Raw genomic sequence first — 24480 nt, forward strand, 5'->3', positions numbered from 1 at the left:
GTTGCCGTACATGCTCGAACGTGGGGCAGGGGCCATTGTCAACGTCTCGTCCATCGCCACCCGTGGCGTCAACCGCGTGCCCTACGGCGCGGCCAAAGGTGGCGTCAACGCGCTCACCGCCTGCCTGCACCCTTGTAGACCGTTATCTCTACCCCCATATTGGGGCGACTGACGCGTGAAGGAATACATCTTGAGCGAACTCCTCAACCGCCGCCTGAGCCTGCTCGGCGCAAATCTCCCCCTGCTCAAGCAGTGCCTGCACGGTATTGAGCGAGAATGCCTGCGCGTGACCGATGAAGGTCGCCTGGCCCAGACCCCACACCCTGAGGCCTTGGGTTCGGCGCTGACCAACGAGCAGATCACCACCGATTATTCCGAGTCGCTGCTGGAGTTCATCACCCCGGCCCTCGCGGACCCGGCCCAGGTGCTCGAGAACCTCGACGAGATTCACCGCTTCGTCTACACCAAGCTGGGTAGCGAATACCTGTGGAGCCCGTCGATGCCCTGCGCGTTGCCGGCCGAGGAAGACATCCCGATTGCCGAATACGGCAGCTCGAACATCGGCAAGCTCAAGCACGTGTACCGCAAAGGCCTGGCCCTGCGCTATGGCCGCACCATGCAGTGCATCGCCGGTATCCATTACAACTTCTCGCTGCCTGAAGCGTTGTGGCCATTGCTGCGCGCAAGCGAAGGCAGCGCAGAAGAGGCGCGCGATTATCAGTCGTCGGCCTACATCGCGCTGATCCGCAACTTCCGCCGCTACAGCTGGCTTTTGATGTACCTGTTCGGCGCTTCGCCGACCCTGGACAAAGGCTTCCTGCGTGGCCGCCCGCACCAGCTCGAAGAACTCGATGCCGAAACGTTGTTCCTGCCCTACGCCACCAGCCTGCGCATGAGCGACCTGGGTTACCAGAGCAACGCCCAGGCCGGCCTCACGCCGTGCTACAACAACCTGGCCAGCTACACCGACAGCCTGCGCAAGGCGGTGGGCACGCCCTACCCGCCTTACGTCGAGGTCGGGACGCACGTGGATGGCGAGTGGGTGCAGCTGAACACCAACATCCTGCAAATCGAGAACGAGTACTACTCGAACATCCGCCCCAAGCGTGTCACCTACACCGGCGAGCGGCCGATCCAGGCGCTGACGTCCCGTGGCGTGCAGTACGTCGAAGTGCGCTGCCTGGACATCAACCCGTTCCTGCCGGTCGGGATCGACCTGACCGAAGCGCGTTTCCTCGATGCCTTCCTGCTGTTCTGCGCGCTTGAAGAAAGCCCGCAACTGGACAACGGCGAGTGTGGCCAGTGCACCAGCAACTTCCTGACCGTAGTCAAAGAAGGCCGTCGCCCAGGCTTGGAACTGCACCGTGATGGTCAGCCCATCGCGCTGAAAACCTGGGCTACCGAGTTGATCACTCGCATTGGCCAACTGGCCGAGCTGCTCGACCGCGCCCACGGCGGCGACGCACATGCCAACGCCCTGCAGGAGCAACAGGCCAAGGTCGACGACGCCTCGCTGACCCCATCGGCCCAAGTCCTGGCACGCATGACCGAACATGACGAAAGTTTTGTCCAGTTCTCGCTGCGCCAGAGCCGCGTTCACGCCGAGCGCTTCCGCGAGCAACCGCTAAGCAGCGAACGCCAGCAGGCCTTCGAAACGCTCGCCCGCGAGTCGCTGGCCAAACAGGCCGAGCTTGAGCAGACCGAAGTCGGCGACTTCGACCTGTTCGTCGGCGCCTACCAGGCCAGCATCCTGGCGATCAGCAACTGATGAGCCGCACCGCCTCCCCGCGCAAGCCGCGCGCCAGCAGCCAGGCCAGGATCGAGACGATCCTGGCGGCCGCGCGCGAGCTGCTTGCCGAGCTGGGGGTGGCGGGGTTGTCGATCTACAGCGTGGCCGAGCGGGCGCAGATACCCCCTTCGTCGGTGTACCACTTCTTCGCCAGCGTCCCAGCCCTGCTGGAGGCGTTGACCGCCGACGTGCACCGGGCGTTTCGCGAAGCGCTGAGTGCACCGATCGACAGCAGTACGCTGACGACCTGGCATGAGCTGTCACGGTTGATCGAGCAACGCATGCTGGATATCTACAACGGGGATGCCGCGGCGCGTCAGTTGATCCTGGCGCAGCATGGCCTGAGCGAAGTGGTGCAAGCTGACCGGCAGCACGACATGGAGCTGGGCGACCTGATGTACAAGCTGTTCGACCAGCATTTTCACTTGCCGGTGATGCCTGCGGATGTGGATGTGTTTGCCCTGGCCATGGAGCTGAGCGACCGGGTGTATGCGCGGTCGGTGCAGTTGCATGAACAGATCACGGCGCGTATGGCCGAGGAAGGCAAGCGGGTGTTCGAGGCGTATCTGGGGCTTTATTTGCCGCCGTTTCTGGCTAAGCGTTTGGGTTGAAATGGTTGGGGCCGCTTTGCGGCCCTTCGCGGGACCAGCCCGCTCCCACATGGGATTCGATCTCCTGATGGGAATTCGATCTCTTGTAGGAGCGGGCTTGCCCGCGAAGGGCTGCAGAGCAGCCCCCTTCAACACCAGAATCACAGCTTGGCGATGGACACTTCTGTCGACTTCACAAAGGCAATCACTTCACTGCCCACCTGCAGCTCCAGCTCACGCACGGAGCGGGTGGTGATCACCGAGGTGACAACGCCGGAGGCGGTCTGCACGTCGATTTCCGACAGTACCGGGCCTTCGAGGATTTCTTTCACGGTGCCTTTGAACTGGTTGCGAACGTTGATGGCTTTGATAGTCATGGCTTGATTCCTTCTCTTTGGCTTCAGTCGGGTAAGTGAGTCATTCAGTGCGCCCAACGCAGTTGCGTGGGCAAAGGGGCTACAGGATCCGGCTCAGGCGCAGTGCCCGGGGCCGACAGAACACGGTTGAGCACTTCGCTTTCCAGCGCCGCCAAACGGTGCGAACCACGCGACCTTGGCCGTGCCAGATCGACAGTGAGGTCGAGCCCGACCTCGCCGTCTTCGATCAAGATCACCCGGTCCGCCACGGCAACCGCCTCGCTGACATCGTGGGTGACCAGCAACACGGTGAACCCGTGCTGACGCCAGAGGCGTTCAATCAATTGCTGCATCTCGATACGGGTCAATGCATCCAGGGCACCCAGCGGCTCGTCCAGCAACAGCAGACGCGGCTGGTGAATCAGTGCCCGCGCCAGGGCCACCCGTTGCTTCTGGCCACCGGAGAGTGCTGCCGGCCACTCGTTGGCGCGGTCGGCCAGGCCGACTGCTTCCAGCGCATCCAGCGCCCGTGGCCGCCAGTTGCCAGACAAGCCCAGGCCGACGTTGTCGATCACCTTCTTCCACGGCAACAGGCGCGCGTCCTGGAACATCAGCCGCGTTTCTTCGCGGGCTTCGGCCAAGGGTGCGGCACCGGCCAGTAATTCACCGGCGCTGGGCTGGTCGAGGCCGGCCAGCAAACGCAGCAAGGTGCTCTTGCCGCAGCCGCTGCGGCCAACGATGGCGACGAACTGGCCGGCCGGGATGTGCAGGTCGATGCCTTTGAGCACTTCACGCTGGCCAAAGGTTTTACGCAGGCCGTTGGATGCCAGGGGGATGCCACGCAGCAGGCGTGGCGGCTGTTCCTTGAGCACGGTCATGCGCCCTCCTTCTTGGCCACTTGATAGGCCGGGTGCCAGCGCAGCCAGACACGTTCCAGGCCGCGGGCGGCGAGGTCAGCGAGCTTGCCAAGCACGGCGTACAGGACGATGGCCAAGACCACCACGTCGGTCTGCAGGAATTCACGGGCGTTCATCGCCAGGTAACCGATACCGGCATTCGCCGAGATGGTTTCTGCCACGATCAGGGTCAGCCACATGAAGCCCAGGGCGAAGCGCACGCCCACCAGGATCGAGGGCAACGCACCTGGCAGGATCACCTGACGGAACAGGCCGAAACCGGACAGGCCATAGCTGCGCGCCATCTCCACCAGCGCCGGGTCAACGTTGCGGATGCCGTGGTAGGTGTTGAGGTAGATCGGGAACAACGTGCCCAGGGCGACCAAAAAAATCTTTGCCGACTCATCGATACCGAACCACAGGATCACCAGTGGGATCAGCGCCAGGTGAGGCACGTTGCGGATCATCTGCACCGAGCTGTCGAGCAGGCGTTCGCCCCAGTTCGACAGGCCAGTGATAAAGCCCAGCGCCAGGCCGATGCTGCCGCCGATGACGAAGCCCAGCCCGGCACGCCAGCCACTGATGGCCAGGTGGGTCCAGATCTCGCCGCTGCGCACCAGCTCGACACCCGCGCTGACCACCGCGCTCGGCGCTGGCAGGATGCGGGTCGACAGCCAGCCCGCGCTGACCGCCAGCTGCCAGGCTGCCAGCAGCAGTACCGGCAGTGCCCACGGGGCCAGGCGCTGGGCCAAGGTAGAAGAAGTTGCACGACTCATGGCCCGGCCCTCAGCTCTGCGACACGGACTTGGGCAGGATGTCGTTGGCCACCATCTCGCCGAACGGGCTCACGTAACCGGTACTTTTCGGTTGTTCCGGTCGCTGTACGTCGAGGTGCGGGAACAGCAGCTCGGCAACGCGGTAGGACTCTTCAAGGTGTGGATAACCCGAGAAGATGAAGGTATCGATGCCCAGCTCGGCGTATTCCTTGACCCGCGCAGCCACGGTAGGGCCATCGCCGACCAGCGCGGTACCGGCGCCGCCGCGTACCAGGCCGACACCCGCCCACAGGTTGGGGCTGACTTCCAGGTTGTCGCGGTTGCCGCCGTGCAGGGCAGCCATGCGCTGCTGGCCGACCGAGTCGAAACGCGCCAGCGAGGCCTGGGCACGGGCGATGGTTTCGTCGTCCAGGTGCGAGATCAGGCGGTCAGCGGCGGCCCAGGCTTCTTCATTGGTTTCACGCACGATCACGTGCAGGCGGATACCGAAGCGCACTTCGCGGCCTTGGGCGGCAGCCTTCTCGCGCACCTGGGCGATTTTTTCGGCGACAGCGGCCGGTGGCTCGCCCCAGGTCAGGTACAGCTCGACCTGCTCGGCCGCCAGGTCTTGCGCGGCTTCGGACGAGCCGCCGAAGTACAGCGGCGGACGCGGTTGCTGAACCGGCGGATAAAGCAGTTTGGCGCCCTTCACCTGGATGTGCTTGCCGTCGTAGTCGACGTTTTCGCCTTCCAGCACCTTGCGCCAGATACGGGTGAACTCGACCGAGGCTTCGTAGCGCTCTTCGTGGCTCAGGTGCAGGCCGTCACCGGCCAGTTCGTCCGGGTCGCCACCGGTGACCAGGTTGAACAGCGCACGGCCGTTGGACAGGCGGTCCAGGGTCGCGGCCTGGCGCGCCGCCACGGTCGGCGAAATGATGCCGGGGCGCAGGGCAACCAGAAACTTCAGGCGCTGGGTGACAGGGATCAACGACGCAGCCACCAGCCAGGAATCCTCGCAGGAACGCCCGGTAGGGATCAGCACCCCACCAAAACCAAGGCGGTCGGCAGCCTGGGCAATTTGCTGCAGGTAGCCGTGATCGACTGCACGGGCGCCATCGGAGGTGCCCAGGTACTTGCCGTCACCGTGTGTGGGAAGAAACCAGAAAATGTTAAGGCTCATTGGAGTTGTCTCCTCAAGGGTGGCTCAAGCCGGAGCAACGCCCCGGCGCAGGCAATTCAATCAAGGCGCACTGGCGACCTTGGCCGGGGGTGTCCAGATCACGTCCTTGATGCTCAGCGGCTTGGGAATAAGCTTCAGCGCCTGGAACGTGTCGGCGATCTTCTGTTGTGCGGCCACCACCTCAGGGGTGAGCGGCGCAGCGCCGTAGCCTTGGCGCTTGACCGAGGTCAGGGTGATGTCGGCAGGCAGCCCAAGCAGGGGCGCGACCTGATCGGTGACCTCCTGCGGGTTGGCCTGGGACCACTCGCCCACGGCACGCACTTCGTCGATCAAGGTGCTGATCACGGCAGGGTGCTGGGTGGCATAGTCACGGGTGGCGAGATAGAACTGATGGTTGTCGACCAGGCCTTTGCCGTCACGCAGGGTACGTGCCTGCAGCTGTTTCTCGGCGGCGGCCTGGTACGGGTCCCAGATCACCCAGGCATCGACGCTGCCACGCTCGAATGCCGCGCGGGCATCGGCTGGCGGCAGGTAGACCGGTTGAATGTCGCTGTATTTGAGGCCTGCATCTTCCAGGGCACGCACCAGCAGGTAGTGGACGTTGGAGCCCTTATTGAGGACGACTTTCTTGCCTTTGAGGTCTTTCACCGACTGGATCGACGAGCCCTTCGGCACCAGGATCGCTTCGCTGTGCGGCGCCGGTGGCTCGTAGGCCACGTAGAGCAGGTCGGCGCCGGCAGCCTGAGCGAATACCGGCGGCGTTTCGCCGGTGACGCCGAAGTCGATGGAGCCGACGTTCAGGCCTTCGAGCAACTGCGGGCCACCGGGGAATTCGGTCCACTGCACCTGCACGCCCTGCTCGGCCAGGCGCTTCTCCAGCGTGCCTTTGGCCTTGAGCAGCACCAGGGTGCCGTATTTCTGATAACCGATGCGCAGGCTCTCGGCCTGGGCTTGGGTGATGGCGCCGAAGGACACAGCCGCCGCAAACAGGGCGACCAGACCACGACGCAAGAAGACTGTGCGCATGGCGCTCTCCTGTGCGAATGGGGTTCGGGTTGCACCTGCTTGCCTCGTTGACGGGCGAGTAAGGTGGATGACGCGATAAAGCCGTTGAACCGGGTCAGATGCTCCAGCGGGCACTGATCAGGCGTTCATTGAGTACGCCGGGGGCCACGGGGCGCGGCCGACGGGCCAGGGCAACGTGGAAGGTTTCCAGCGAGTCCTGCAGGCGCTCATCCAGAGCAGGTGCCAGCTGTGCCGCCTTGGCGCCTTCTGCGTAGGCGACCTGGCTGTCGTCGGCGAAGATCCCTTGCAGGGTCTCTTGCGCCTTGAGTGCCGACAGCACCGGTTTTAACGCGTAATCCACCGCCAGCATGTGGGCGATGCTGCCGCCGGTAGCGATGGGCAGCACGATCTTGTGCTCCAGGGCGCGTTCGGGCAGCAGGTCGAGCAAAGTCTTCAGCGCACCGGCGAACGATGCCTTGTACACCGGGGTGGCGACGATCAGGCCATCGGCCTGGGCCACCAGTTGCTGGAAGTGCTGCACCTGCGGGCTGTCGAAGCGCGCATGGAGCAGGTCCTCGGCGGGGAAGTCACGTACCTGGAAGGTCACCACTTCGACGCCACGGTGCTGCAGCCACTGGCGCGAGCGCTCGAGCAACACGCCGGAGCGTGAACGGGTACCAGGGCTACCACCGATTGAGACGACCAGCATTGGAGCGCTTCCTTGTGTTCTGTTGGGAGTGACATTAACAGCCTGTTCATATATCTAGAAATCATATTTTTTCATTTGTTTATTCCACTTTTATCTATCCCCCAATACGGTCTCTGTGGGAGCGGGTTTACCCGCGAAGAAGCCAAAATCGTTCCTTCAGGCATAAAAAAGGGCCGTCGAAACGGCCCGAAATCCCTGCTATGGCTAAGAGCAATGCAACGTGGATCCTTTAACGATTAGGTTGCGGCGTCAGGCGCAGATAAGGCTTCACCGCCCGATACCCTTTGGGGAAACGCTGCTTGATCTCCTCCTCGTCTTTGAGCGAAGGCACGATCACTACGTCGTCACCGTCCTGCCAGTTACCTGGCGTGGCGACCTTGTAGTTGTCGGTCAGCTGCAGCGAGTCGATTACCCGCAAAATCTCGTTGAAGTTGCGCCCGGTACTGGCCGGATAGGTAATGGTCAGGCGTACCTTCTTGTTTGGGTCGATGACGAACAGCGAGCGCACGGTCAGGGTGTCGTTCGCGTTCGGGTGAATCAGGTCGTACAGGTCGGACACCTTGCGGTCGGCGTCGGCGATGATCGGGAAGTTGACCACGGTGTTCTGGGTCTCGTTGATGTCATCGATCCACTTGTGGTGCGAGTCGACCGGGTCCACCGACAACGCGATGGCCTTGACGCCGCGCTGGGCGAAGTCGTCTTTGAGCTTGGCGGTCAGGCCCAGTTCGGTGGTGCACACCGGGGTAAAGTCGGCCGGGTGGGAAAACAGCACACCCCAACTGTTGCCGAGCCACTCGTGGAAGCGGATCTTGCCTTCACTGGAATCCTGTTCGAAATCGGGGGCGATGTCGCCGAGTTTGAGGCTCATGGGGTGCGGCTCCTGTGCTGTGTTCTGGCCTTGTGGGGTTCAATGTGCCTGCATTCAGTTAAAAACAAAAAGAATAAATACTGATTTATTTATAACCACAGAGCATACCGAATTGCAGACATAAAAAAGCCTCGCACTAGGCGAGGCTTCTGGTTCAGCTACGGCTTACAGGAAGTTGTAAGTGTAGTTGAAGATCAGACGGGTCTGATCCTGGTCAGCCAGCGAGCTGGTGCCAGTGCCACGGTAGACACCGTGACGCAGGCTGGCGCCCAGGCCTTTGAAGGTGCCTTCCTGGATAACGTAGTCGACGCGAGCGTCACGTTCCCATTCGCTGAAAGTACCGTTGCCGTTGGCGTTCTTGCCGTCTTCACCTTTCAGGTAAGCAACCGAGGCTTTCAGGCCTGGCACGCCCAGACGCGCAAAGTCATACGAGTACTGACCGAAGGTGGTGTTTTCACCGGCCTTGGCGAACTGGTTGATCATGCTGTCGGTGAACAGGTAGAAGCTGGAACCACCAGCGCCTTCGTTGCGGCCATTGCCATCAACGACGTTGCCTTGGTTGAGCCAGACAAAACCACCGTCATCGTTGACGCGCTGGTGGCCGAGCATCAGCGCATGGCCGCCCAGGGTGTAGGTGAACATGGCGGACCAGGTCTTGTTGTCGACCTCGCCGAGGTTCTTGGCATAGCCACCGTTGTTGCTGAAGCGGTAGCCAGCTTCACCGTTCTTGCCGTCGCTGCTGCTGTCGAAGTAGCGCAGGTCGGTCTTGAACGACTGGTCGTCAGCAATCTTGAACACGTGGGTCGCGCCCAGGAAGTGCTGCTTGTAGAAGTCTTCCAGGTTCGAGTAGTAGTACTGCAGGGTCAGGTCTGGCGTGAGCTTGTAGTCCAGGCCGCCGTAGCGGAACTTGTTGCTGTCCTGGGTAGCGCCCGCCACGGACAGGCCGGTGCGGTTGGTCGAAGCACGGCCCATGGCGTGGGTCAGCTGACCGGCATTGATGGTCAGGTTGTCGATTTCCTTCGACTGGATGGTGCCACCCTCGAAGGTTTGCGGCAGCAGACGACCATCGTTGGCAACCAGGATCGGCAGGTTAGGCGCCAGGGCGCTACCGAAGTGAGCTTCGGTCTTGGAGAAGCGAGCCTTTGCGTTGGCACCGATGCGGCCCCACTGGCTTACTGCCGAACCATCGCTATCGTCAGGCTGGAAGCCAGTCTTGTGATAGCCGCGGCCGCCATCCAGCTGAATGCCCCACAGAGCCTGGGCGTCGACGCCGAAGCCGACAGTGCCTTCAGTGAAGCCGGAAATGTAATCGAGCTTGAAGCCCTGGCCTGATTCACGCTGGTCCGGGCGAGGGTCGCCGTGGGCTTCACGGTTGTTGTTGTCGAAGTACATGGTGCGCGAGCTGAGCGACAGTTTGCTGTCTTCAACGAAACCGGCAGCGCCTGCTTGTTGGGCGAGAACCCCCAGTGCCACGGCCAGAGCCAGGCTGGACTTGTACATGTTTTGCTCCTCTACGTTCTAATTCTTGTGTATCTCTGGAGGCGGGGTCTGCTGCCCCGCTCACCGTGGATTGGCGATTTAGTCCCAAAGCGTGACCATGAAGTCAATCGTTTCTAAACGTTTCGCGACTTTGGTCTAAGACGCCACCTGCGCTACAGGATAATGACAATCCTATAAATCCAAAATGACCGTTTTATGAATTTGTAAGATTTTTCCGGAATATGTTAGGAACCTTTACTGCCATTTGTTGTAAACGGCACAGTCATTCATAACTTCAGGTTATTTGCAAACGTTTGCTCATAACCTAATTCCATACTGTTCTAAGGGACGGAAAAGCCTAGCAGCCCTGTCGGATTTCGCCATTGCGCGACATCAACGGCGCGCGGCTTAAAGCATTTGGCTCCTAAGCTAATTCTAAAAAGTTATTTATTTTAGATTTCTTAGATCATTTAGTCTTCTCGCCATCCATCACATCGATTGCCTGACGAGAGGTTCAACCATGATCCCGCACGCTCCGCTGCGCCTGTTCGCCGCCCTGACCCTCGCCGGCACCAGCTGGTTGGCCCAGGCCGCCGACCTGACCGTGGCCTACCAGACCACCGTTGACCCGGCCAAAGTGGCCCAGGTCGATGGCGACTACGAAAAAGCCAGCAAGGCCAGTATCGACTGGCGCAAATTCGACAACGGCGCCGATGTGATCACGGCTGTGGCCAGCGGTGACGTGCAGATCGGCTACCTAGGTTCCAGCCCGCTGGCCGCTGCGGCAACACGCAAACTGCCAGTCGAGACCTTCCTGATCGCCACCCAGATCGGCGCGGGCGAAGCACTGGTGGCGCGCGACAGCATCAAGACGCCGCAAGACCTGATCGGCAAGAAAGTGGCCGTGCCTTTCGTTTCCACCGGCCACTACAGCCTGCTGGCGGCGCTCAAGGCCTGGAACATCGACCCGTCCAAGGTACAGATCCTCAACCTCGCGCCACCGGCGATCATTGCCGCCTGGAAACGCGGTGACATCGACGCGACCTACGTCTGGGACCCCGCCCTGGGCGTGGCCAAGGAAAACGGCAAGGTGCTGATCACCTCCGGTGAACTGGCCGAAAAAGGCGCACCGACCTTCGACGCCTGGATCGTGCGCAAGGACTTCGCCGACAAGCACCCTGACGTGGTCAAGGCGTTCGCCAAGGTCACCCTCGACGCCTACGCCGACTACCGCAAAGACCCGCAAGCGTGGCTGGCCAACAAGGACAACGTGGCCAAGCTGGTCAAGCTGTCCGGCGCCAAGGCCAGCGATATCCCGGTACTGCTGGAAGGCAACGTCTACCCATTGGCCGCCGACCAGGCCAACGCCCTGGGTGCACCGACCACCCAAGCGCTGACCGACACAGCCACCTTCCTCAAGCAACAAGGCAAGGTCGACGCGGTGCTGCCGGACTACTCGCCGTACGTCAGCGCCAAGTTCCTCCCAAACTGATCCGGAGCCCGTCATGGCCTTGCTTGAACTGGAGCGCATCAGCGCACAGTACCCTGGCGCCAGCACCCCGGTGCTGGCCGACATCAACCTGAGCCTGGGGCCACGCCAGCTGCTGGTGGCCCTCGGGCCATCCGGCAGCGGCAAGACGTCGCTGCTCAACCTGATCGCCGGCTTCGTCGCCCCCAGCGGCGGCCGCATCACCCTTGACGGTGCACCGGTCAATGGCCCCAGCGCCGAACGCGGTGTGGTGTTCCAAGACGATGCCTTGCTGCCCTGGCAAAACGTGCTGGGCAACGTCGCCTTCGGCCTTGAGCTGGCCGGCGTACCGCGCCCCCAGCGCGAGGCCAAAGCCCGCGAGATGCTGGCCTTGGTCGACTTGGAAGGGTTTGCCGAGCGGCGCATATGGCAATTGTCTGGTGGCCAGAAGCAGCGTGTCGGCCTGGCCCGCGCGCTGGCGGCCGACCCACGGGTACTGCTGATGGACGAGCCGTTCGGCGCGCTCGACGCGTTCACCCGCGAGCAGATGCAAGAGCTGCTGCTGCAGGTCTGGCAGCGCACCGCAAAGCCTGTGTTCCTGATTACCCACGACATTGAAGAAGCGGTGTTCCTCGCCAGCGAGCTGGTGCTGCTGGCGCCCAATCCGGGGCGTGTGGTCGAGCGCCTGCAGTTGGACTTCGGCCAACGCTACGCGGCGGGCGAGCCGGCCCGGGCGATCAAGTCCGACCCACGCTTCATCGAAACCCGCGAGCATGTGCTGGCGCGGGTCTTCTCCCAACGCCAAAGCCTGCAGGAGCGCGCATGAGCAGCCTGGATCTGCCGGTTACCGGCAAACGCGACGCCCACACCCGGCCTGCTGAAAAGGCACGCCGCCCGCTTGCTACCCACTGGATCAGCACCCTGACCCTGGCCAGCCTGCTGCTGGCCTGGTGGCTGGTGACGGCCGCCGGCTGGATCGAGCCGCTGTTCCTGCCGGCGCCCGGCGATATCCTGGCCAGGGCCTGGACCCTACTGACCCAGGGCTACATGGATGCCAGCCTGTGGCAGCACCTGGGGGCAAGCCTGGGCCGTATCGGCCTGGCACTGGTCGCCGCCACCCTGACCGCCATCCCGGTCGGCATCGCCATCGGTTACAACCGTGTGGCGCGGGGCATTCTCGACCCGCTGATCGAGTTCTACCGCCCTATTCCGCCTCTGGCCTATCTGCCGCTCATCGTCATCTGGTGCGGCATCGGCGAGCTGTCGAAAGTGTTGCTGATTTACCTGGCGATCTTCGCCCCGATTGCCATCGCCACCGCCACCGGCGTACGCACCGTCGACCCGGCCAAACTGCGCGCCGCGCAATCGCTGGGGGCGACCAAGGCGCAACTGATCCGCCACGTGATCCTGCCCAGCGCCTTGCCCGACATCCTCACCGGCATCCGCATCGGCCTTGGGGTCGGCTGGTCGACCCTGGTCGCCGCAGAACTGATCGCCGCCACCAGCGGCCTGGGCTTCATGGTGCAGTCGGCGGCGCAGTTCCTGGTCACTGACGTGGTGGTGCTGGGCATTCTGCTGATCGCCCTGATCGCCTTCGCGTTGGAAATGAGCCTGCGCGCGCTGCAACGCAAGCTGGTGCCCTGGCACGGGCAAAGCCACTGACCACGCCGGCATTTCGGCGCCTAGAAAAAAACAGATCGAGACCGACATGAGCCTGACCATCACCCCTCTCAGCCCGGCGCTCGGCGCCCAGATCAGCGGCGTGGACATCAGCCGCGACATCACCACCGAGCAGCGCGACGCCATCGAGCAAGCGCTGCTCAAGCACCAGGTGCTGTTCTTCCGCGATCAACCGATCAACCCAGACCAGCAAGCCCGCTTTGCGGCCCGCTTTGGTGACCTGCACATCCACCCGATCTACCCCAACGTGCCGGAAACCCCGCAGGTGCTGGTGCTCGACACGGCGGTCACCGACGTGCGCGACAACGCCGTCTGGCACACCGACGTGACCTTCCTGCCGACCCCGGCGTTGGGTGCGGTGCTCAGCGCCAAGCAACTGCCGGCGTATGGCGGCGACACCCTGTGGGCCAGTGGCATTGCCGCCCTCGAAGCCTTGTCGGCGCCCCTGCGCGAGATGCTTGATGGGCTGACGGCCACCCATGACTTCACCAAGTCGTTCCCGCTCGAGCGTTTTGGCACCACGCCAGAAGACCTGGCGCGCTGGGAAGCGACCCGGCGCAACAACCCGCCGCTGTCACACCCAGTGGTCCGCACGCACCCGGTCAGCGGGCGCAAGGCGCTGTTCGTCAACGAAGGGTTCACCACGCGCATCAATGAGTTGAACGAGTATGAGAGCGACGCATTGCTCAAGCTGCTGTTCGCCCATGCGACCAGGCCTGAGTTCAGCATTCGCTGGCGGTGGCAGGAAAATGATGTAGCGTTCTGGGACAACCGCGTGACCCAGCATTTTGCGGTGGATGATTACCGGCCGAATCGGCGGGTGATGCACCGGGCGACGATTTTGGGGGATGCGCCGTTTTGAACCGGAAGGCCGTTGGCCTCCATTCGCAGCACAAGGCTGCTCCTACAGGGGATCGCACATCCTGTAGGAGCAGCCTTGTGCTGCGAAAGGGCCGCAAAGCGGCCCCAGCGTTCTAGCGGACCAGGTGCAAGTACTGCATATGCCGCTCGTACTGGTCGAGGATGTCGTTGATGATCTGCTCCTTGCTGTAGCCCACCAGGTCGTAGTTCTGGCTGCCCTCGCTCAGGTGCACCTCCGCCCGGTAATAACGGCGGTTCTTCAACTCCTGAGCACCCAGCCCACCCAGCGCAAACGACGGCGTGAAATAGCCGCGCATCTGCACCTGGTAGATGAAGGGTTGCTCCTCGCCATGGCCCACTTTCAAGCTGACGTTATCGTGGCTCGGGTCGTCCTGGGTAATCAGCACCAGGCCCTTCTGCTCGAACACCTCACGCACATCGGCAATCGCCGGGCGCACCACGTCGTCCATGAAGCGGTACACCTCATCGCGTGATGGGAAGTGCACGGCCTGGCTCAGGCGCTGGCGCCAGCCGCCGCGCCCGCGACGCGACTGAGCGAACGGCGCCAGCGAATGCATCTGCGCAATCTGCCGCTGGGACTCCAGGTAGAACGCCTTGTGCAGCCCCCACATCATGCACAGCAAGATCAGCGAGAACGGCAGCGAGGTCAGCACCACCGCCGACTTCAGCGAATCGATGCTGCCGGCGAACAGCAATGCACTGGTGATCAGCGCGGTCATCGCGCCCCAGAAAATCCGCAGCCAGTTAGGCCCGTCTTCATCCGGGTCACCACCCTTGGCCGACAAAGTCGACAGCACCACAGTGCCCGAGTCGGCCGAGGTGACGAAGAACACGAAGCTGATAAACACCGTGGTCGCGATGACCACCTTGCTCCAGGGGTAGGTCTCCAGCAGCAGGTACAGGCTCATCGACGGGTTATCCAGCGCCGATTGGCCAAGCGCGGTCATGCCATGGTTGATGACCTGGTCCAATGCGCTATTGCCGAAGATCGACATCCACGCCAGGGTGAAGCCCAGGGGAATCAACAACACGCCGAAGACGAATTCGCGGATGGTGCGCCCGCGCGAAATACGCGCAATGAACAAGCCCACGAATGGCGCCCAGGCAATCCACCAGGCCCAGTAGAACACCGTCCAGCCGCCCAGCCAGTCGCGGTTTTCGCCATAGGCATAGACGTCGAAGCTCTTGCGGGGCAAGGCGCCGAGGTAGTCACCCAGGTTCTGGATAAGGGTGTTGAACAGGTGCTGGGTAGGGCCGGCAAACAGCACGAACAGCAACAGCGCGCAGGCCAGGAACAGGTTGATGTCGCTCATCACCCGCACGCCTTTCTCCACCCCGGCGACCGCCACGGCCACCGCCGCGCCCATCATCAAGGTGATCAGCGCGACCTGCACCCACTGGCTGTGGCTGATACCGAACAGGTAATCCAGGCCGGCATTCAAGTGCAACACGCCAAAGCCCATGTCGGCGCCCAGGCCGAACACCGTGGCAATGATGCCGAAGCCATCCACCGCGTAACCAATCGGCCCGTTGATGCGCTTGCCGATCAGGGGGTACAACGCCGAGCGCAAGGCCAGCGGCAGGTTATGCCGGTAGGCGAAGTAGGCCAGCGCCATGCCGACGAAGGCAAACACGCCCCAGCCATGCAGGCCCCAGTGCAGGAACAGGATCTGCATGGCCTGGCGCCCGGCCTCTGCCGTGCCTGCTTCGCCCTGGGGCGGCTGCAGCATGTGGGTCAGCGGTTCGGATACGCAGAAGAAGAACAGCGTGATGCTGATGCCGGCGGCAAACAGCATGCCGGCCCAGGACAAGTAGCTGAACTCGGGTTCGTCGTGGTCGGCACCGAGCTTGATCTTGCCGTAGCCAGACAAGGCGGTGACCACCACGAAGACCAGGTACAGCGTCATCGCCAGCATGTAGTACCAGCCGACCGTGTTGGCCGCCCAGTTCTGTGCCGCCAGCAACCAGTCGCCTGCGGCTTGCGGATTGGTGATGACGATGAGGCCGAAGATGAGGATGAAACTTGCCGCGAAATAGAACACCGGAGGGTTCATGCGCATCTTGCCGTTGGCAAGGGTGGGGGTCGGTGCACTCATCGGGCATGCACCTCGTCACGTGACGTAAGGTTCGAAATGAACGGGTTCAGCAAAGGAATCCTCCTGTTGAACACCGGCAGCGGACCAGCGTTTTTTCATTGAACAAGCGTTCAAGTTAACCATGGATCGGGATTTGATGCGAACCGGGGTGCTGATCGGTGCCTGCCTGAACCGGCCCTTTTGCGGGGCAAGCCCACTCCCCCAGGTACATCACTAGCCCCAATAGGCTGATGATTCTGTGGGAGCGGGCTCGCCCCGCGAAAGGGCCGGTACAGCCAGTAAAGACCTCAGGTCAGTTCTTGTCCTGGCAATCCAGCTGCAGGTTGGCCTGGGTAATGTTGCTCTCGGCCGGCACGCTGCGGGTGAGCCACACATTACCGCCAATGGTCGAGCCCTTGCCGATGGTAATGCGCCCCAGGATCGTGGCCCCCGCATAGATCACCACGTCGTCCTCGACGATCGGGTGGCGCGGCAGGCCTTTGTGCAGGGTCCCCGACTCATCGCTTGGGAAGCGCTTGGCGCCCAGTGTCACCGCCTGGTAAATACGTACCCGCTCGCCGATGATCGCGGTCTCGCCAATCACCACGCCGGTGCCGTGGTCGATGAAGAAGCTCGGGCCGATCTGCGCGCCGGGGTGGATGTCGATACCGGTTGCCGAATGCGCCAGCTCCGAACTGATGCGCGCCAGCAGCGGCAAACCAGCCTGGTACAAGTGATGCGCCAGGCGGTGATGGATGATGGCGAGGATGCCTGGGTAGCACAGCAGCACCTCATCGACACTGCGCGCCGCCGGGTCACCGTGGTAGGCGGCCAGCACGTCGGTGTCGAGCAATACCCGCAGGTTGGGCAGCGCCGCGGCAAAATCCTGGATCAGCCGCAGTGCCTGGGCATCGACGGACACCAGGCCACCCTGCGTCTGCCGGGCGGCGTAGCGCAGCTCCAAGCGGGCCTGGGCCAGCAATGCGGTCAGGGCGGCATCCAGGGTGTGCCCTACGTAAAAATCTTCACTCTCTTCGCGCAGGTCGACCGGCCCAAGGCGCATCGGGAACAGCGCCCCGCACAACTGCTCGAGAATCTGCCGCATGGCCTCGCGAGAGGGCAGTTCGCGCCCGCCCTGCTCGCCAATGCTGCGGCCATTGCGGCTGCGCCATTGCTCACGGGCGCTGCGCAAACCACTGACGATGCTGTGCAGCTGCCAATGCGCGGATGTTGGTTGTTCGCTCACGGTGTTCTCCTGCCTGGGGCCAATCTGTCGTTATGCAATCCACTCTACGGCAAATCCATCCCTTGGAAAAAACAACGCTTTATTCCATCCTGCGCTAAGTCGGGCATAAGCCGCGATGACGGCGCCAGTATCCTGGCCTACCCTCAAAGCTGACTTGACTCGGCAAAAAAACAAAAAGGAATAATAAGATAATTTTTTATTATTTCCTGGCCTAAGCGGCCAACTTTATAGTCGCCACCCACTACTTCCACACCAAGCGCGGGGCCTGACATGTCGAAATTCGCCAAACCGCTACTCAACGCCAGCCTGGCCATCCTGCTGGGTGCCGGCCTGCTCAGCCAGGCCTTCGCCGGCGAGCAATTGAAGACCATTCAGGAAAAGGGCGTGATCAACGTCGGCCTGGAAGGCACCTACCCACCGTTCAGCTTCCAGGATGAAAGCGGCAAGCTGGCCGGCTTCGAAGTGGAGCTTTCGGAACTGCTGGCCAAGGAGCTGGGGGTCAAGGCCAAGATCCAGCCGACCAAATGGGACGGCATCCTTGCAGCGCTGGAGTCCAAACGCCTGGACGTGGTGGTCAACCAAGTGACCATCTCCGAAGAGCGCAAGAAAAAGTACGACTTCTCCGAGCCCTACACCGTCTCCGGCATCCAGGCGTTGGTGCTGAAGAAGAAAGCCGCAGACCTGAACATCAAGACTGCACAGGACCTGGCAGGCAAGAAAGTCGGCGTCGGCCTGGGCACCAACTACGAGCAGTGGGTGAATCAGGACGTGCCCAAAGCCGAAGTCCGCACCTATGAGGACGACCCGACCAAATTCGCCGACCTGCGCAACGGCCGCATCGACGCGATCCTGATCGACCGCCTGGCCGCACTGGAATACGCGCAAAAAGCCAAGGACACCGAGCTTGCCGGCGATGCCTTCTCGCGCCTGGAAAGCGGCGTGGCCCTGCGCAAAGGCGAACCTGAGTTGCTGGCGGCCCTCAACAAGGCCATCGACAAGCTCAAGGCCGACGGCACGCTGGCCAAGCTGTCGGAAAAATACTTCGGTGCCGATGTCACTAAATGATCGCTGAAAGCCTGCAACTCGTTGTCGATTCCACGCCCTTCCTGCTGAAGGGCGCGGGTTATACGGTGCTGCTCAGTGTCGGTGGCATGTTCTTCGGCCTGGTGCTGGGGTTTGCCCTGGCGCTGATGCGGCTGTCGAAGATGTTGCCGCTGAACTGGCTGGCACGCATCTACGTGTCGTTCTTCCGGGGCACGCCGCTGCTGGTGCAGCTGTTCGTGATCTACTTCGGCATGCCGCAGATCGGTATCGAACTCGACCCCATCCCGGCCTCGCTGATCGGCCTGTCGCTGAACATGGCTGCTTACATCTGCGAAATCCTGCGTGCGGCGATTTCCTCGATCGACCGTGGCCAGTGGGAAGCCGCTGCCAGCATCGGCATGACCCGCACCCAGGCCATGCGCCGGGCCATCCTGCCGCAAGCCCTGCGTACGGCCTTGCCGCCGCTGGGCAACAGCTTCATCTCGCTGGTCAAGGACACCGCCCTGGCGGCGACCATCCAGGTGCCCGAGCTGTTCCGCCAGGCCCAGCTGATTACCGCGCGCACCTTTGAAGTCTTCACCATGTACCTGGCTGTGGCGGTTATCTACTGGATCCTCTGCAGTATCCTCGCGCACTTCCAGAACCGCATGGAAGCGCGGGTCAACCAGCATGACCAGGAGCATTGAGCATGATCGTAGTTAAAGGCCTGTCCAAGCAATTCAAGGGCCAGACCGTGCTCAATGGCATCGACCTGACCGTGCAGCCAGGCGAAGTGGTCGCCATCATCGGCCCCAGCGGCTCGGGCAAGACCACCTTCCTGCGCTGCCTCAACCTGCTGGAAACCCCCGACGCCGGGCAGATCCAGATCGGCGCCATCAGCATCGATGCCAATCGCCCGCTGGGTGGGCAGCAGAGCGCGATTCGCCGGTTGCGTCAGCAGGCCGGTTTCGTGTTCCAGAACTTCAACCTGTTCCCCCACCGCACCGCCCTGGAAAACGTCATTGAGGGCCCGGTGATCGTCAAGAAGACGCCCCGCGACCAGGCCATCGCCCTGGGCCGCAAGCTGATGGCCAAGGTAGGACTGGCGGGCAAGGAAGACGCCTACCCGCGGCGCCTTTCTGGTGGCCAGCAGCAGCGGGTAGCGATTGCCCGTGCCCTGGCGATGGAGCCTGAGGTGATTCTGTTTGACGAACCGACCTCGGCGCTCGACCCGGAGCTGGTTGGCGAAGTGCTCGCCACCATCCGCGGCCTGGCCGAAGAAAAGCGCACCATGATCATCGTTACCCACGAGATGAGTTTTGCCCGTGATGTGGCGAACCGGGTGATCTTCTTCGACAAGGGGGTGATCGTCGAACAGGGTGAAGCCAAGGCGCTGTTTGCGGCGCCCAAGGAAGAGCGTACCCGGCAATTCTTGCGCAAGTTCCTCGGCACCGCAGCTTCGGAATAAACCTGTACTGGCCTCTTCGCGGTCCGACTTGCCCGCGAAGAGGCCGGCATATCCTGTGCAAATCTCAACTTCTATATATATTCCAAAAGGTTAGTTCATAATCTTTTAATAAGCCATTAGGGTATATACACCGGACCACCGGACCAGCAAACGTCTGTCGCCATCAGCTGAAGCGACGCATCTACTTTTGTGAGGTTAGGAATGGTCAGGATCACAATCACCCCAGTGCGTATCGCCAGGGCATTGAGTGCAGCCAAGGAGCGGTACTGATGTCCAGCCAGCCAAATACCCTTTTCCACAGCGACGTCGACAGCTCGCCTCTGCTGCTGCCAGCCAAGGTGCTGCGCAACGACGCCGAGGCCCTGCAAGCCGCACGCGAACTGGCCGACGTGGCCCGTGAGCAGGCCGCACGCCGCGACCAGCAACGCAAACTACCGTGGGCAGAGATCGAGCAGTTCACCCGCAGCGGCCTGGGCAGCATCAGCGTACCCAAGGCCTATGGCGGCCCCGATGTCTCGTTCGAAACCGTGGCGGAAGTCTTCCGCCTGATCAGTGCCGCCGACCCGGCCCTGGGGCAGATCCCGCAGAACCAGTTCGGCATGCTGCAGTTGCTGCGCCTGACCGCCACCGAGGCACAGCAGGCGGTGATCTTCCGCAGCGTGCTGGACGGCTGGCGCATCGGCAATGCCGGCCCCGAGCGCGGCACCAAAGACACCCTGACCCTGAAGGCGAAGATCACCCGCGCAGGCGACGGTTATCGCATCAGTGGTGAAAAGTTCTACTCCACGGGCGCCCTGTACGCCCACTGGGTGGCGGTCAAGGCACTGGACGACGAAGGCCGCCAGCGCCTGGCCTTCGTCCGCCGCGGCAGCCCTGGGCTGCGCATCGTCGATGACTGGTCTGGGTTCGGCCAACGCACCACCGCCAGCGGCACCGTGCTGCTCGACCAGGTGCCGGTCGATGCGGATCTGGTGATCGACAACTGGCGCCAGCGTGACACGCCGAATATCCAGGGCGCGGCTTCGCAGTTGATCCAGGCAGCCATCGACGCCGGTATCGCCGAAGCGGCCATCGATGATGCCATCAGCTTTGTGCGCGACAAATCGCGGCCCTGGATCGACGCCAAGGTCGAGCGCGCCAGCGACGACCCGTACGTGATCGCCGACATCGGCCGCCTCAAGCTCGAGCTGCACGCTGCCGAGGCGCTGCTGCGCAAGGCGGCGCGGGTGCTCGATGAGGTCAATGCCGCACCCATCGACGCCGCTTCTGCTGCCCGCGCTTCGATCGCCGTGGCCGAGGCCAAGGTGCTGACCACCGAGGTCTCCTTGCAGGCCAGCGAAAAGCTGTTTGAGCTGGCCGGCAGCCGCGCCACCCTGGCCGAGTTCAACCTCGACCGCCACTGGCGCAACGCCCGCGTGCATACCCTGCATGACCCGGTGCGCTGGAAGTACCACGCGGTGGGCGCTTACCACCTGAACGGCAGCCTGCCTGCGCGGCATTCCTGGATCTGATTTGCAGCCTTTGGGGCTGCTGCGCAGCCCATTCGCGGGGCAAGCCCGCTCCCACACCTGAGATCAGTGCAGTGTGTCTGTGGGAGCGGGCTTGCCCCGCGAATGGGCCGCACAGCGGCCCCCGGAGAAACACCATGACCACAAACATCATCACCAGCGACACCCAAGCCCTGGCCATCGCCGAAGACATCGCCCAGCAACTGCGCCGCGACAGCGCCCTGCGCGACCGCGAGCGCCGCCTGCCCCACGCCGAACTCGACCTGTTCACCCGCTCCGGCCTGTGGGCCATCAGCGTGCCCAAGGCCTTCGGCGGCGCCGGTGTGTCCAACGTCACCCTGGCCAAAGTCATCGCCCGCATCGCCCAGGCCGATGGCTCCTTGGGGCAAATCCCGCAAAACCACTTCTATGCCCTGGAAGTGCTGCGGGTAAACGGCAGCCCTGAACAACAGCAACGCCTGTACGCCGAAGTGCTGGCCGGCCGGCGCTTTGGCAATGCCCTGGCCGAACTGGGCACCAAGACCGCCAACGACCGCACCACCCGCCTGAGCCGCGACGGTGATGGGTTCCGTATCAATGGCCGCAAGTTCTATTCCACCGGTGCCCTTTACGCCCAGCGCATCCCGACCTCGGTGATCGATGACGATGGCGTGCAACAATTGGCCTTCGTCCCCGCCGACAGCCAAGGCCTGCAGGTGATCGACGACTGGAGCGGCTTCGGCCAGCGCACCACCGGCAGTGGTTCGGTGGTATTCGACAACGTGTGGGTCAGCGCCCAAGACGTAGTCCCCTTCCAGAGCGCCTTCGAACGCCCGACCCCTGTCGGCCCACTGGCACAGATTCTCCACGCCGCCATCGACACCGGCATCGCCCGCGCCGCCTACGAAGATGCCCTGCACTTCGTGCGCACCCGCAGCCGCCCCTGGGTCGACTCGGGCCTGGACAAGGCCAGCGAAGACCCCTTGACCCTGAAAAGCTTCGGCCAACTGGCGATCCGCCTGCACGCCACCGAAGCCCTGCTCGAACGCGCCGGTGAATACCTCGACCGCGCCCAGCAAGACAGCAGCGCCGACAACGTCGCCGCCGCCTCCATTGCCGTGGCCGAAGCACGCGCCATCAGCACCGAGATTTCCCTCGCCGCCGGCACCACGCTGTTCGAACTGGCCGGTAGCCAGGCCACCCTCGCCGAGCACAACCTCGACCGCCACTGGCGCAACGCTCGCGTGCACACCCTGCACGACCCAGTGCGCTGGAAGTACCACGCCATCGGCAACTACTACCTGAACAACGAAAACCCGCCGCGCCGGGGGACGATCTGATGGCCAAGCAGATTCTGCTCAATGCCTTCAACATGAACTGCATCGGGCACATCAACCATGGCCTGTGGACCCACCCGCGGGATACCTCGACCCAGTACAAGACGCTTGAATACTGGACCGACCTGGCACGCCTGCTGGAACGGGGCTTGTTCGACGGCCTGTTCATCGCCGACATCGTCGGCACCTACGACATCTATGGCCAGTCGCTGGAGGTAACGCTCAAGGAGTCGATCCAGCTACCCGTCAACGACCCCCTGCTGTTGGTCTCAGCCATGGCTGCCGTCACCCGCAACCTGGGCTTCGGCCTTACCGCCAACCTCACTTACGAGGCGCCTTACTTGTTCGCCCGGCGCCTCTCCACGCTCGACCACCTCACCAATGGCCGGGTCGGCTGGAACATAGTCACCGGCTACCTCGACAGCGCGGCCCGCGCCATGGGCCTGGCGCAGCAACCCGAGCATGATCGGCGCTACGACCAGGCCGACGAGTACCTGCAGGTGCTGTACAAACTGCTCGAAGGCAGCTGGGCTGACGATGCCGTGGTCGCCGACCGCGAGCAGCGCGTCTACGCCCAGCCCGACAAGGTGCGCAAGGTCAGCCACCACGGCGAGTTCTACAACGTCGAGGGCTACCACCTGTGCGAGCCCTCAGCGCAACGCACACCGGTGTTGTTCCAGGCGGGCAGTTCCCCGCGCGGCCTCGCCTTTGCCGGCAACCATGCCGAGTGCGTGTTCATCAGCGGCCAGGGCAAAACCGCCACCCGCGCCCAGGTCGACAAGGTGCGCGCGGCCGCCAAGGCGGCGGGCCGCGATCCGCAGGCGGTCAAGGTGTTCATGGGCATCACGGTGATCGTCGCCCCCACTGAGCAACAGGCCCAAGCCAAGCATGCCGAGTACCTTCGCCATGCCAGCCCCGAGGCCGGCGTGGCGCACTTTGCCGCCTCCACCGGCATCGACTTTGCGGCCTATGGGCTGGACGAGCCGATCGGCTTCAGCAAGGGCAACGCCATCCAGTCGGCCACGCGCCAGCTGCAGGAAAACGCCTGGACCCGCCGCCGCCTGCTTGATCAGCACGCCCTGGGCGGGCGCTACGTGACCCTGGTCGGCAGCCCTGAACAGGTCGCCGATGCCCTGATCGCCTGGCTCGACGAAACCGGGCTGGACGGCTTCAACCTGACCCGCACCGTTACACCAGAAAGCTTTGAGGACTTCATCGAGCTGGTCATCCCGCAGCTACAACAGCGTGGCCGCTACAAGACCGCATACGCCGAGGGCACCCTGCGCGAGAAGTTGTTCGATACCGACCACCCGCACCTGCCCGCCAGCCATCCCGGCTCGCGCTACCGCTTTACCCAAACCCCTGCCCCGACTGGAGCCCTGCACCATGCTTGAGAAACTGTTCCGGCCCGTCGCGGCCATTGCGGTCACCCTTGGCCTGTCCGCCAGCGCCTTCGCCGCCGAGCCGTTGAAAATCGGTACCACCTCCGCCTTTGCGATTCCCCTGGAAACCGCCGTGGAAGAAGCCCACAAGCAAGGCCTGGACGTGAAGCTGATCGAGTTCAGCGACTGGATAGCCCCCAATGTCAGCCTCAACAGCGGCGACATCGACGTGAACTACTTCCAGCACATCCCGTTCCTGGAAAACGCCAAGGCCGCTGCGGGCTTCAACCTGGTGCCCTACGCGCCAGGCATCATCAACAACGTCGGCCTGTACTCGAAAAAGTACAAAAGCTTCGCCGAGCTGCCCGAAGGCGCCAGCGTGGCCATCGCCAACGACCCGATCAACAGCGGCCGTGGCCTGCAGCTACTGGCCAAGGCGGGGCTGATCACGCTTAAACCTGGGGTCGGCTACAAGGCCACGGAAGACGACATCATCGCCAACCCCAAGCACCTTAAAATCCTTCAGGTCGAGGCGGTGCAACTGGTGCGCGCCTATGATGACGCCGACCTGGTTCAGGGCTACCCGGCCTACATCCGCCTGGCCAACAGCTTCGACGCCACCTCCGCGCTGCTGTTCGATGGCCTGGAAAACAAAGAGTACGTGATCCAGTTCGTCATTCGCCCGCAAAGCAAGGACGACCCGCGCCTGGCCAAGTTCGTCGATATCTACCAGCACTCGCCCGCGGTGCGCGCGGCCTTGAACAAAGCCCACGGCAACCTCTACCAGGCCGGTTGGGAGGGCTGA

General features: G+C 62.9%; 23 protein-coding genes and 1 pseudogene. 14 read left to right on the forward strand and 10 right to left on the reverse strand.

Annotated elements, in window-relative coordinates; genetic code table 11:
- From OO306_RS14605 to OO306_RS14615, 3 genes and pseudogenes are all read left to right on the forward strand, one after another.
- Positions 1-127 (forward strand): annotated as a pseudogene (locus tag OO306_RS14605) (SDR family NAD(P)-dependent oxidoreductase); the annotation flags it as partial.
- Between the two features lie 48 nt (positions 128-175).
- Complete coding sequence (gene gshA, locus OO306_RS14610; protein ID WP_099428070.1) at positions 176-1768, forward strand: glutamate--cysteine ligase; 1593 nt, start codon at positions 176-178, stop codon at positions 1766-1768.
- Positions 1768-2400: a TetR/AcrR family transcriptional regulator gene (locus tag OO306_RS14615; RefSeq protein WP_027595184.1), complete on the forward strand. Its 633-nt coding sequence runs from the start codon at positions 1768-1770 to the stop codon at positions 2398-2400. Before gshA ends, OO306_RS14615 begins: the two co-directional genes overlap by 1 nt.
- A 140-nt stretch (positions 2401-2540) precedes the next feature.
- Here the strand turns inward: OO306_RS14615 and OO306_RS14620 are convergent, their stop codons facing one another.
- The 8 genes from OO306_RS14620 to OO306_RS14655 form a co-directional block, all read right to left on the reverse strand.
- The gene (locus OO306_RS14620; RefSeq protein ID WP_027595183.1) at positions 2541-2756 is read right to left on the reverse strand and encodes a molybdopterin-binding protein; all 216 of its coding nucleotides are present in this window, start codon (positions 2754-2756) and stop codon (positions 2541-2543) included.
- Positions 2757-2800: 44 nt separating this feature from the next.
- Entirely contained in the window at positions 2801-3613 is an 813-nt protein-coding gene (gene ssuB, locus OO306_RS14625) for an aliphatic sulfonates ABC transporter ATP-binding protein (RefSeq protein ID WP_027595182.1), read from the reverse strand.
- Positions 3610-4407, reverse strand: a complete 798-nt coding sequence (gene ssuC, locus OO306_RS14630) for an aliphatic sulfonate ABC transporter permease SsuC (protein ID WP_027595181.1) — start codon at positions 4405-4407, stop codon at positions 3610-3612. Before ssuC ends, ssuB begins: the two co-directional genes overlap by 4 nt.
- A gap of 10 nt (positions 4408-4417) precedes the next feature.
- On the reverse strand, positions 4418-5566 hold the full coding sequence (gene ssuD, locus OO306_RS14635; RefSeq protein WP_099428069.1) for an FMNH2-dependent alkanesulfonate monooxygenase: 1149 nt from the start codon (positions 5564-5566) through the stop codon (positions 4418-4420).
- A gap of 60 nt (positions 5567-5626) precedes the next feature.
- On the reverse strand, positions 5627-6592 hold the full coding sequence (locus OO306_RS14640; protein WP_027595179.1) for a sulfonate ABC transporter substrate-binding protein: 966 nt from the start codon (positions 6590-6592) through the stop codon (positions 5627-5629).
- Between the two features lie 94 nt (positions 6593-6686).
- Positions 6687-7280: an NADPH-dependent FMN reductase gene (ssuE, locus tag OO306_RS14645; protein WP_252826413.1), complete on the reverse strand. Its 594-nt coding sequence runs from the start codon at positions 7278-7280 to the stop codon at positions 6687-6689.
- 229 nt (positions 7281-7509) lie between these two features.
- Positions 7510-8148, reverse strand: a complete 639-nt coding sequence (locus OO306_RS14650) for a peroxiredoxin (RefSeq protein WP_027595177.1) — start codon at positions 8146-8148, stop codon at positions 7510-7512.
- 165 nt (positions 8149-8313) lie between these two features.
- Positions 8314-9648: an OprD family porin gene (locus OO306_RS14655; RefSeq protein WP_252826412.1), complete on the reverse strand. Its 1335-nt coding sequence runs from the start codon at positions 9646-9648 to the stop codon at positions 8314-8316.
- 499 nt (positions 9649-10147) lie between these two features.
- Here OO306_RS14655 and tauA point away from each other — a divergent pair, with 499 nt between their 5' ends.
- From tauA to tauD, 4 genes are read left to right on the forward strand one after another with little or no spacing between them, the layout of a single operon-like run.
- Entirely contained in the window at positions 10148-11119 is a 972-nt protein-coding gene (gene tauA, locus OO306_RS14660; RefSeq protein ID WP_085273871.1) for a taurine ABC transporter substrate-binding protein, read from the forward strand.
- Between the two features lie 13 nt (positions 11120-11132).
- Positions 11133-11921, forward strand: coding sequence for a taurine ABC transporter ATP-binding subunit (tauB, locus tag OO306_RS14665; RefSeq protein ID WP_265969171.1), 789 nt, complete (start codon positions 11133-11135; stop codon positions 11919-11921).
- Positions 11918-12757 (forward strand): taurine ABC transporter permease TauC, encoded by an 840-nt coding sequence (tauC, locus tag OO306_RS14670; RefSeq protein ID WP_265969173.1) that lies wholly within the window; start codon positions 11918-11920, stop codon positions 12755-12757. The genes tauB and tauC overlap by 4 nt, the downstream gene beginning before the upstream one ends.
- A 46-nt stretch (positions 12758-12803) precedes the next feature.
- A complete protein-coding gene (gene tauD, locus OO306_RS14675; RefSeq protein ID WP_265969175.1) occupies positions 12804-13637 on the forward strand; it encodes a taurine dioxygenase in 834 nt (277 codons plus the stop codon).
- Positions 13638-13749: 112 nt separating this feature from the next.
- On the opposite strand, the gene betT is transcribed toward tauD, so the two are convergent.
- Complete coding sequence (gene betT, locus OO306_RS14680; protein WP_172960398.1) at positions 13750-15711, reverse strand: choline transporter BetT; 1962 nt, start codon at positions 15709-15711, stop codon at positions 13750-13752.
- 334 nt (positions 15712-16045) lie between these two features.
- A complete protein-coding gene (gene epsC / locus OO306_RS14685; protein WP_099428064.1) occupies positions 16046-16978 on the reverse strand; it encodes a serine O-acetyltransferase EpsC in 933 nt (310 codons plus the stop codon).
- A 270-nt stretch (positions 16979-17248) separates the two neighbouring features.
- Here epsC and tcyJ point away from each other — a divergent pair, with 270 nt between their 5' ends.
- From tcyJ to OO306_RS14720, 7 genes are all read left to right on the forward strand, one after another.
- Positions 17249-18043, forward strand: a complete 795-nt coding sequence (gene tcyJ / locus OO306_RS14690; protein WP_265969177.1) for a cystine ABC transporter substrate-binding protein — start codon at positions 17249-17251, stop codon at positions 18041-18043.
- On the forward strand, positions 18040-18708 hold the full coding sequence (gene tcyL / locus OO306_RS14695; RefSeq protein ID WP_027595168.1) for a cystine ABC transporter permease: 669 nt from the start codon (positions 18040-18042) through the stop codon (positions 18706-18708). Before tcyJ ends, tcyL begins: the two co-directional genes overlap by 4 nt.
- 2 nt (positions 18709-18710) lie before the next feature.
- Positions 18711-19469: an L-cystine ABC transporter ATP-binding protein TcyN gene (gene tcyN, locus OO306_RS14700; protein WP_085273875.1), complete on the forward strand. Its 759-nt coding sequence runs from the start codon at positions 18711-18713 to the stop codon at positions 19467-19469.
- A gap of 269 nt (positions 19470-19738) precedes the next feature.
- On the forward strand, positions 19739-20980 hold the full coding sequence (locus OO306_RS14705; protein WP_265969178.1) for an SfnB family sulfur acquisition oxidoreductase: 1242 nt from the start codon (positions 19739-19741) through the stop codon (positions 20978-20980).
- A gap of 134 nt (positions 20981-21114) precedes the next feature.
- The gene (locus tag OO306_RS14710) at positions 21115-22296 is read left to right on the forward strand and encodes an SfnB family sulfur acquisition oxidoreductase (protein WP_027595165.1); all 1182 of its coding nucleotides are present in this window, start codon (positions 21115-21117) and stop codon (positions 22294-22296) included.
- Positions 22296-23687 (forward strand): LLM class flavin-dependent oxidoreductase, encoded by a 1392-nt coding sequence (locus tag OO306_RS14715; protein ID WP_265969181.1) that lies wholly within the window; start codon positions 22296-22298, stop codon positions 23685-23687. Before OO306_RS14710 ends, OO306_RS14715 begins: the two co-directional genes overlap by 1 nt.
- Positions 23680-24480, forward strand: coding sequence for a MetQ/NlpA family ABC transporter substrate-binding protein (locus OO306_RS14720; RefSeq protein ID WP_085273879.1), 801 nt, complete (start codon positions 23680-23682; stop codon positions 24478-24480). Before OO306_RS14715 ends, OO306_RS14720 begins: the two co-directional genes overlap by 8 nt.

Origin of the sequence: Pseudomonas sp. DCB_AW (assembly GCF_026240895.1) — a bacterium.
In the GTDB taxonomy this organism is placed as follows: Bacteria; Pseudomonadota; Gammaproteobacteria; order Pseudomonadales; family Pseudomonadaceae; genus Aquipseudomonas; species Aquipseudomonas kermanshahensis.

Coding starts and splice junctions, on each gene's coding strand:
- OO306_RS14615 (WP_027595184.1), top strand. CDS start 1,768: ATGAGCCGCACCGCCTCCCCGCGCAAGCCGCGCGCCAGCAGCCAGGCC.
- OO306_RS14620 (WP_027595183.1), bottom strand. CDS start 2,756: ATGACTATCAAAGCCATCAACGTTCGCAACCAGTTCAAAGGCACCGTG.
- ssuB (WP_027595182.1), bottom strand. CDS start 3,613: ATGACCGTGCTCAAGGAACAGCCGCCACGCCTGCTGCGTGGCATCCCC.
- ssuC (WP_027595181.1), bottom strand. CDS start 4,407: ATGAGTCGTGCAACTTCTTCTACCTTGGCCCAGCGCCTGGCCCCGTGG.
- ssuD (WP_099428069.1), bottom strand. CDS start 5,566: ATGAGCCTTAACATTTTCTGGTTTCTTCCCACACACGGTGACGGCAAG.
- OO306_RS14640 (WP_027595179.1), bottom strand. CDS start 6,592: ATGCGCACAGTCTTCTTGCGTCGTGGTCTGGTCGCCCTGTTTGCGGCG.
- ssuE (WP_252826413.1), bottom strand. CDS start 7,280: ATGCTGGTCGTCTCAATCGGTGGTAGCCCTGGTACCCGTTCACGCTCC.
- OO306_RS14650 (WP_027595177.1), bottom strand. CDS start 8,148: ATGAGCCTCAAACTCGGCGACATCGCCCCCGATTTCGAACAGGATTCC.
- OO306_RS14655 (WP_252826412.1), bottom strand. CDS start 9,648: ATGTACAAGTCCAGCCTGGCTCTGGCCGTGGCACTGGGGGTTCTCGCC.
- tauA (WP_085273871.1), top strand. CDS start 10,148: ATGATCCCGCACGCTCCGCTGCGCCTGTTCGCCGCCCTGACCCTCGCC.
- tauB (WP_265969171.1), top strand. CDS start 11,133: ATGGCCTTGCTTGAACTGGAGCGCATCAGCGCACAGTACCCTGGCGCC.
- tauC (WP_265969173.1), top strand. CDS start 11,918: ATGAGCAGCCTGGATCTGCCGGTTACCGGCAAACGCGACGCCCACACC.
- tauD (WP_265969175.1), top strand. CDS start 12,804: ATGAGCCTGACCATCACCCCTCTCAGCCCGGCGCTCGGCGCCCAGATC.
- betT (WP_172960398.1), bottom strand. CDS start 15,711: ATGAACCCTCCGGTGTTCTATTTCGCGGCAAGTTTCATCCTCATCTTC.
- tcyJ (WP_265969177.1), top strand. CDS start 17,249: ATGTCGAAATTCGCCAAACCGCTACTCAACGCCAGCCTGGCCATCCTG.
- tcyL (WP_027595168.1), top strand. CDS start 18,040: ATGATCGCTGAAAGCCTGCAACTCGTTGTCGATTCCACGCCCTTCCTG.
- tcyN (WP_085273875.1), top strand. CDS start 18,711: ATGATCGTAGTTAAAGGCCTGTCCAAGCAATTCAAGGGCCAGACCGTG.
- OO306_RS14705 (WP_265969178.1), top strand. CDS start 19,739: ATGTCCAGCCAGCCAAATACCCTTTTCCACAGCGACGTCGACAGCTCG.
- OO306_RS14710 (WP_027595165.1), top strand. CDS start 21,115: ATGACCACAAACATCATCACCAGCGACACCCAAGCCCTGGCCATCGCC.
- OO306_RS14715 (WP_265969181.1), top strand. CDS start 22,296: ATGGCCAAGCAGATTCTGCTCAATGCCTTCAACATGAACTGCATCGGG.
- OO306_RS14720 (WP_085273879.1), top strand. CDS start 23,680: ATGCTTGAGAAACTGTTCCGGCCCGTCGCGGCCATTGCGGTCACCCTT.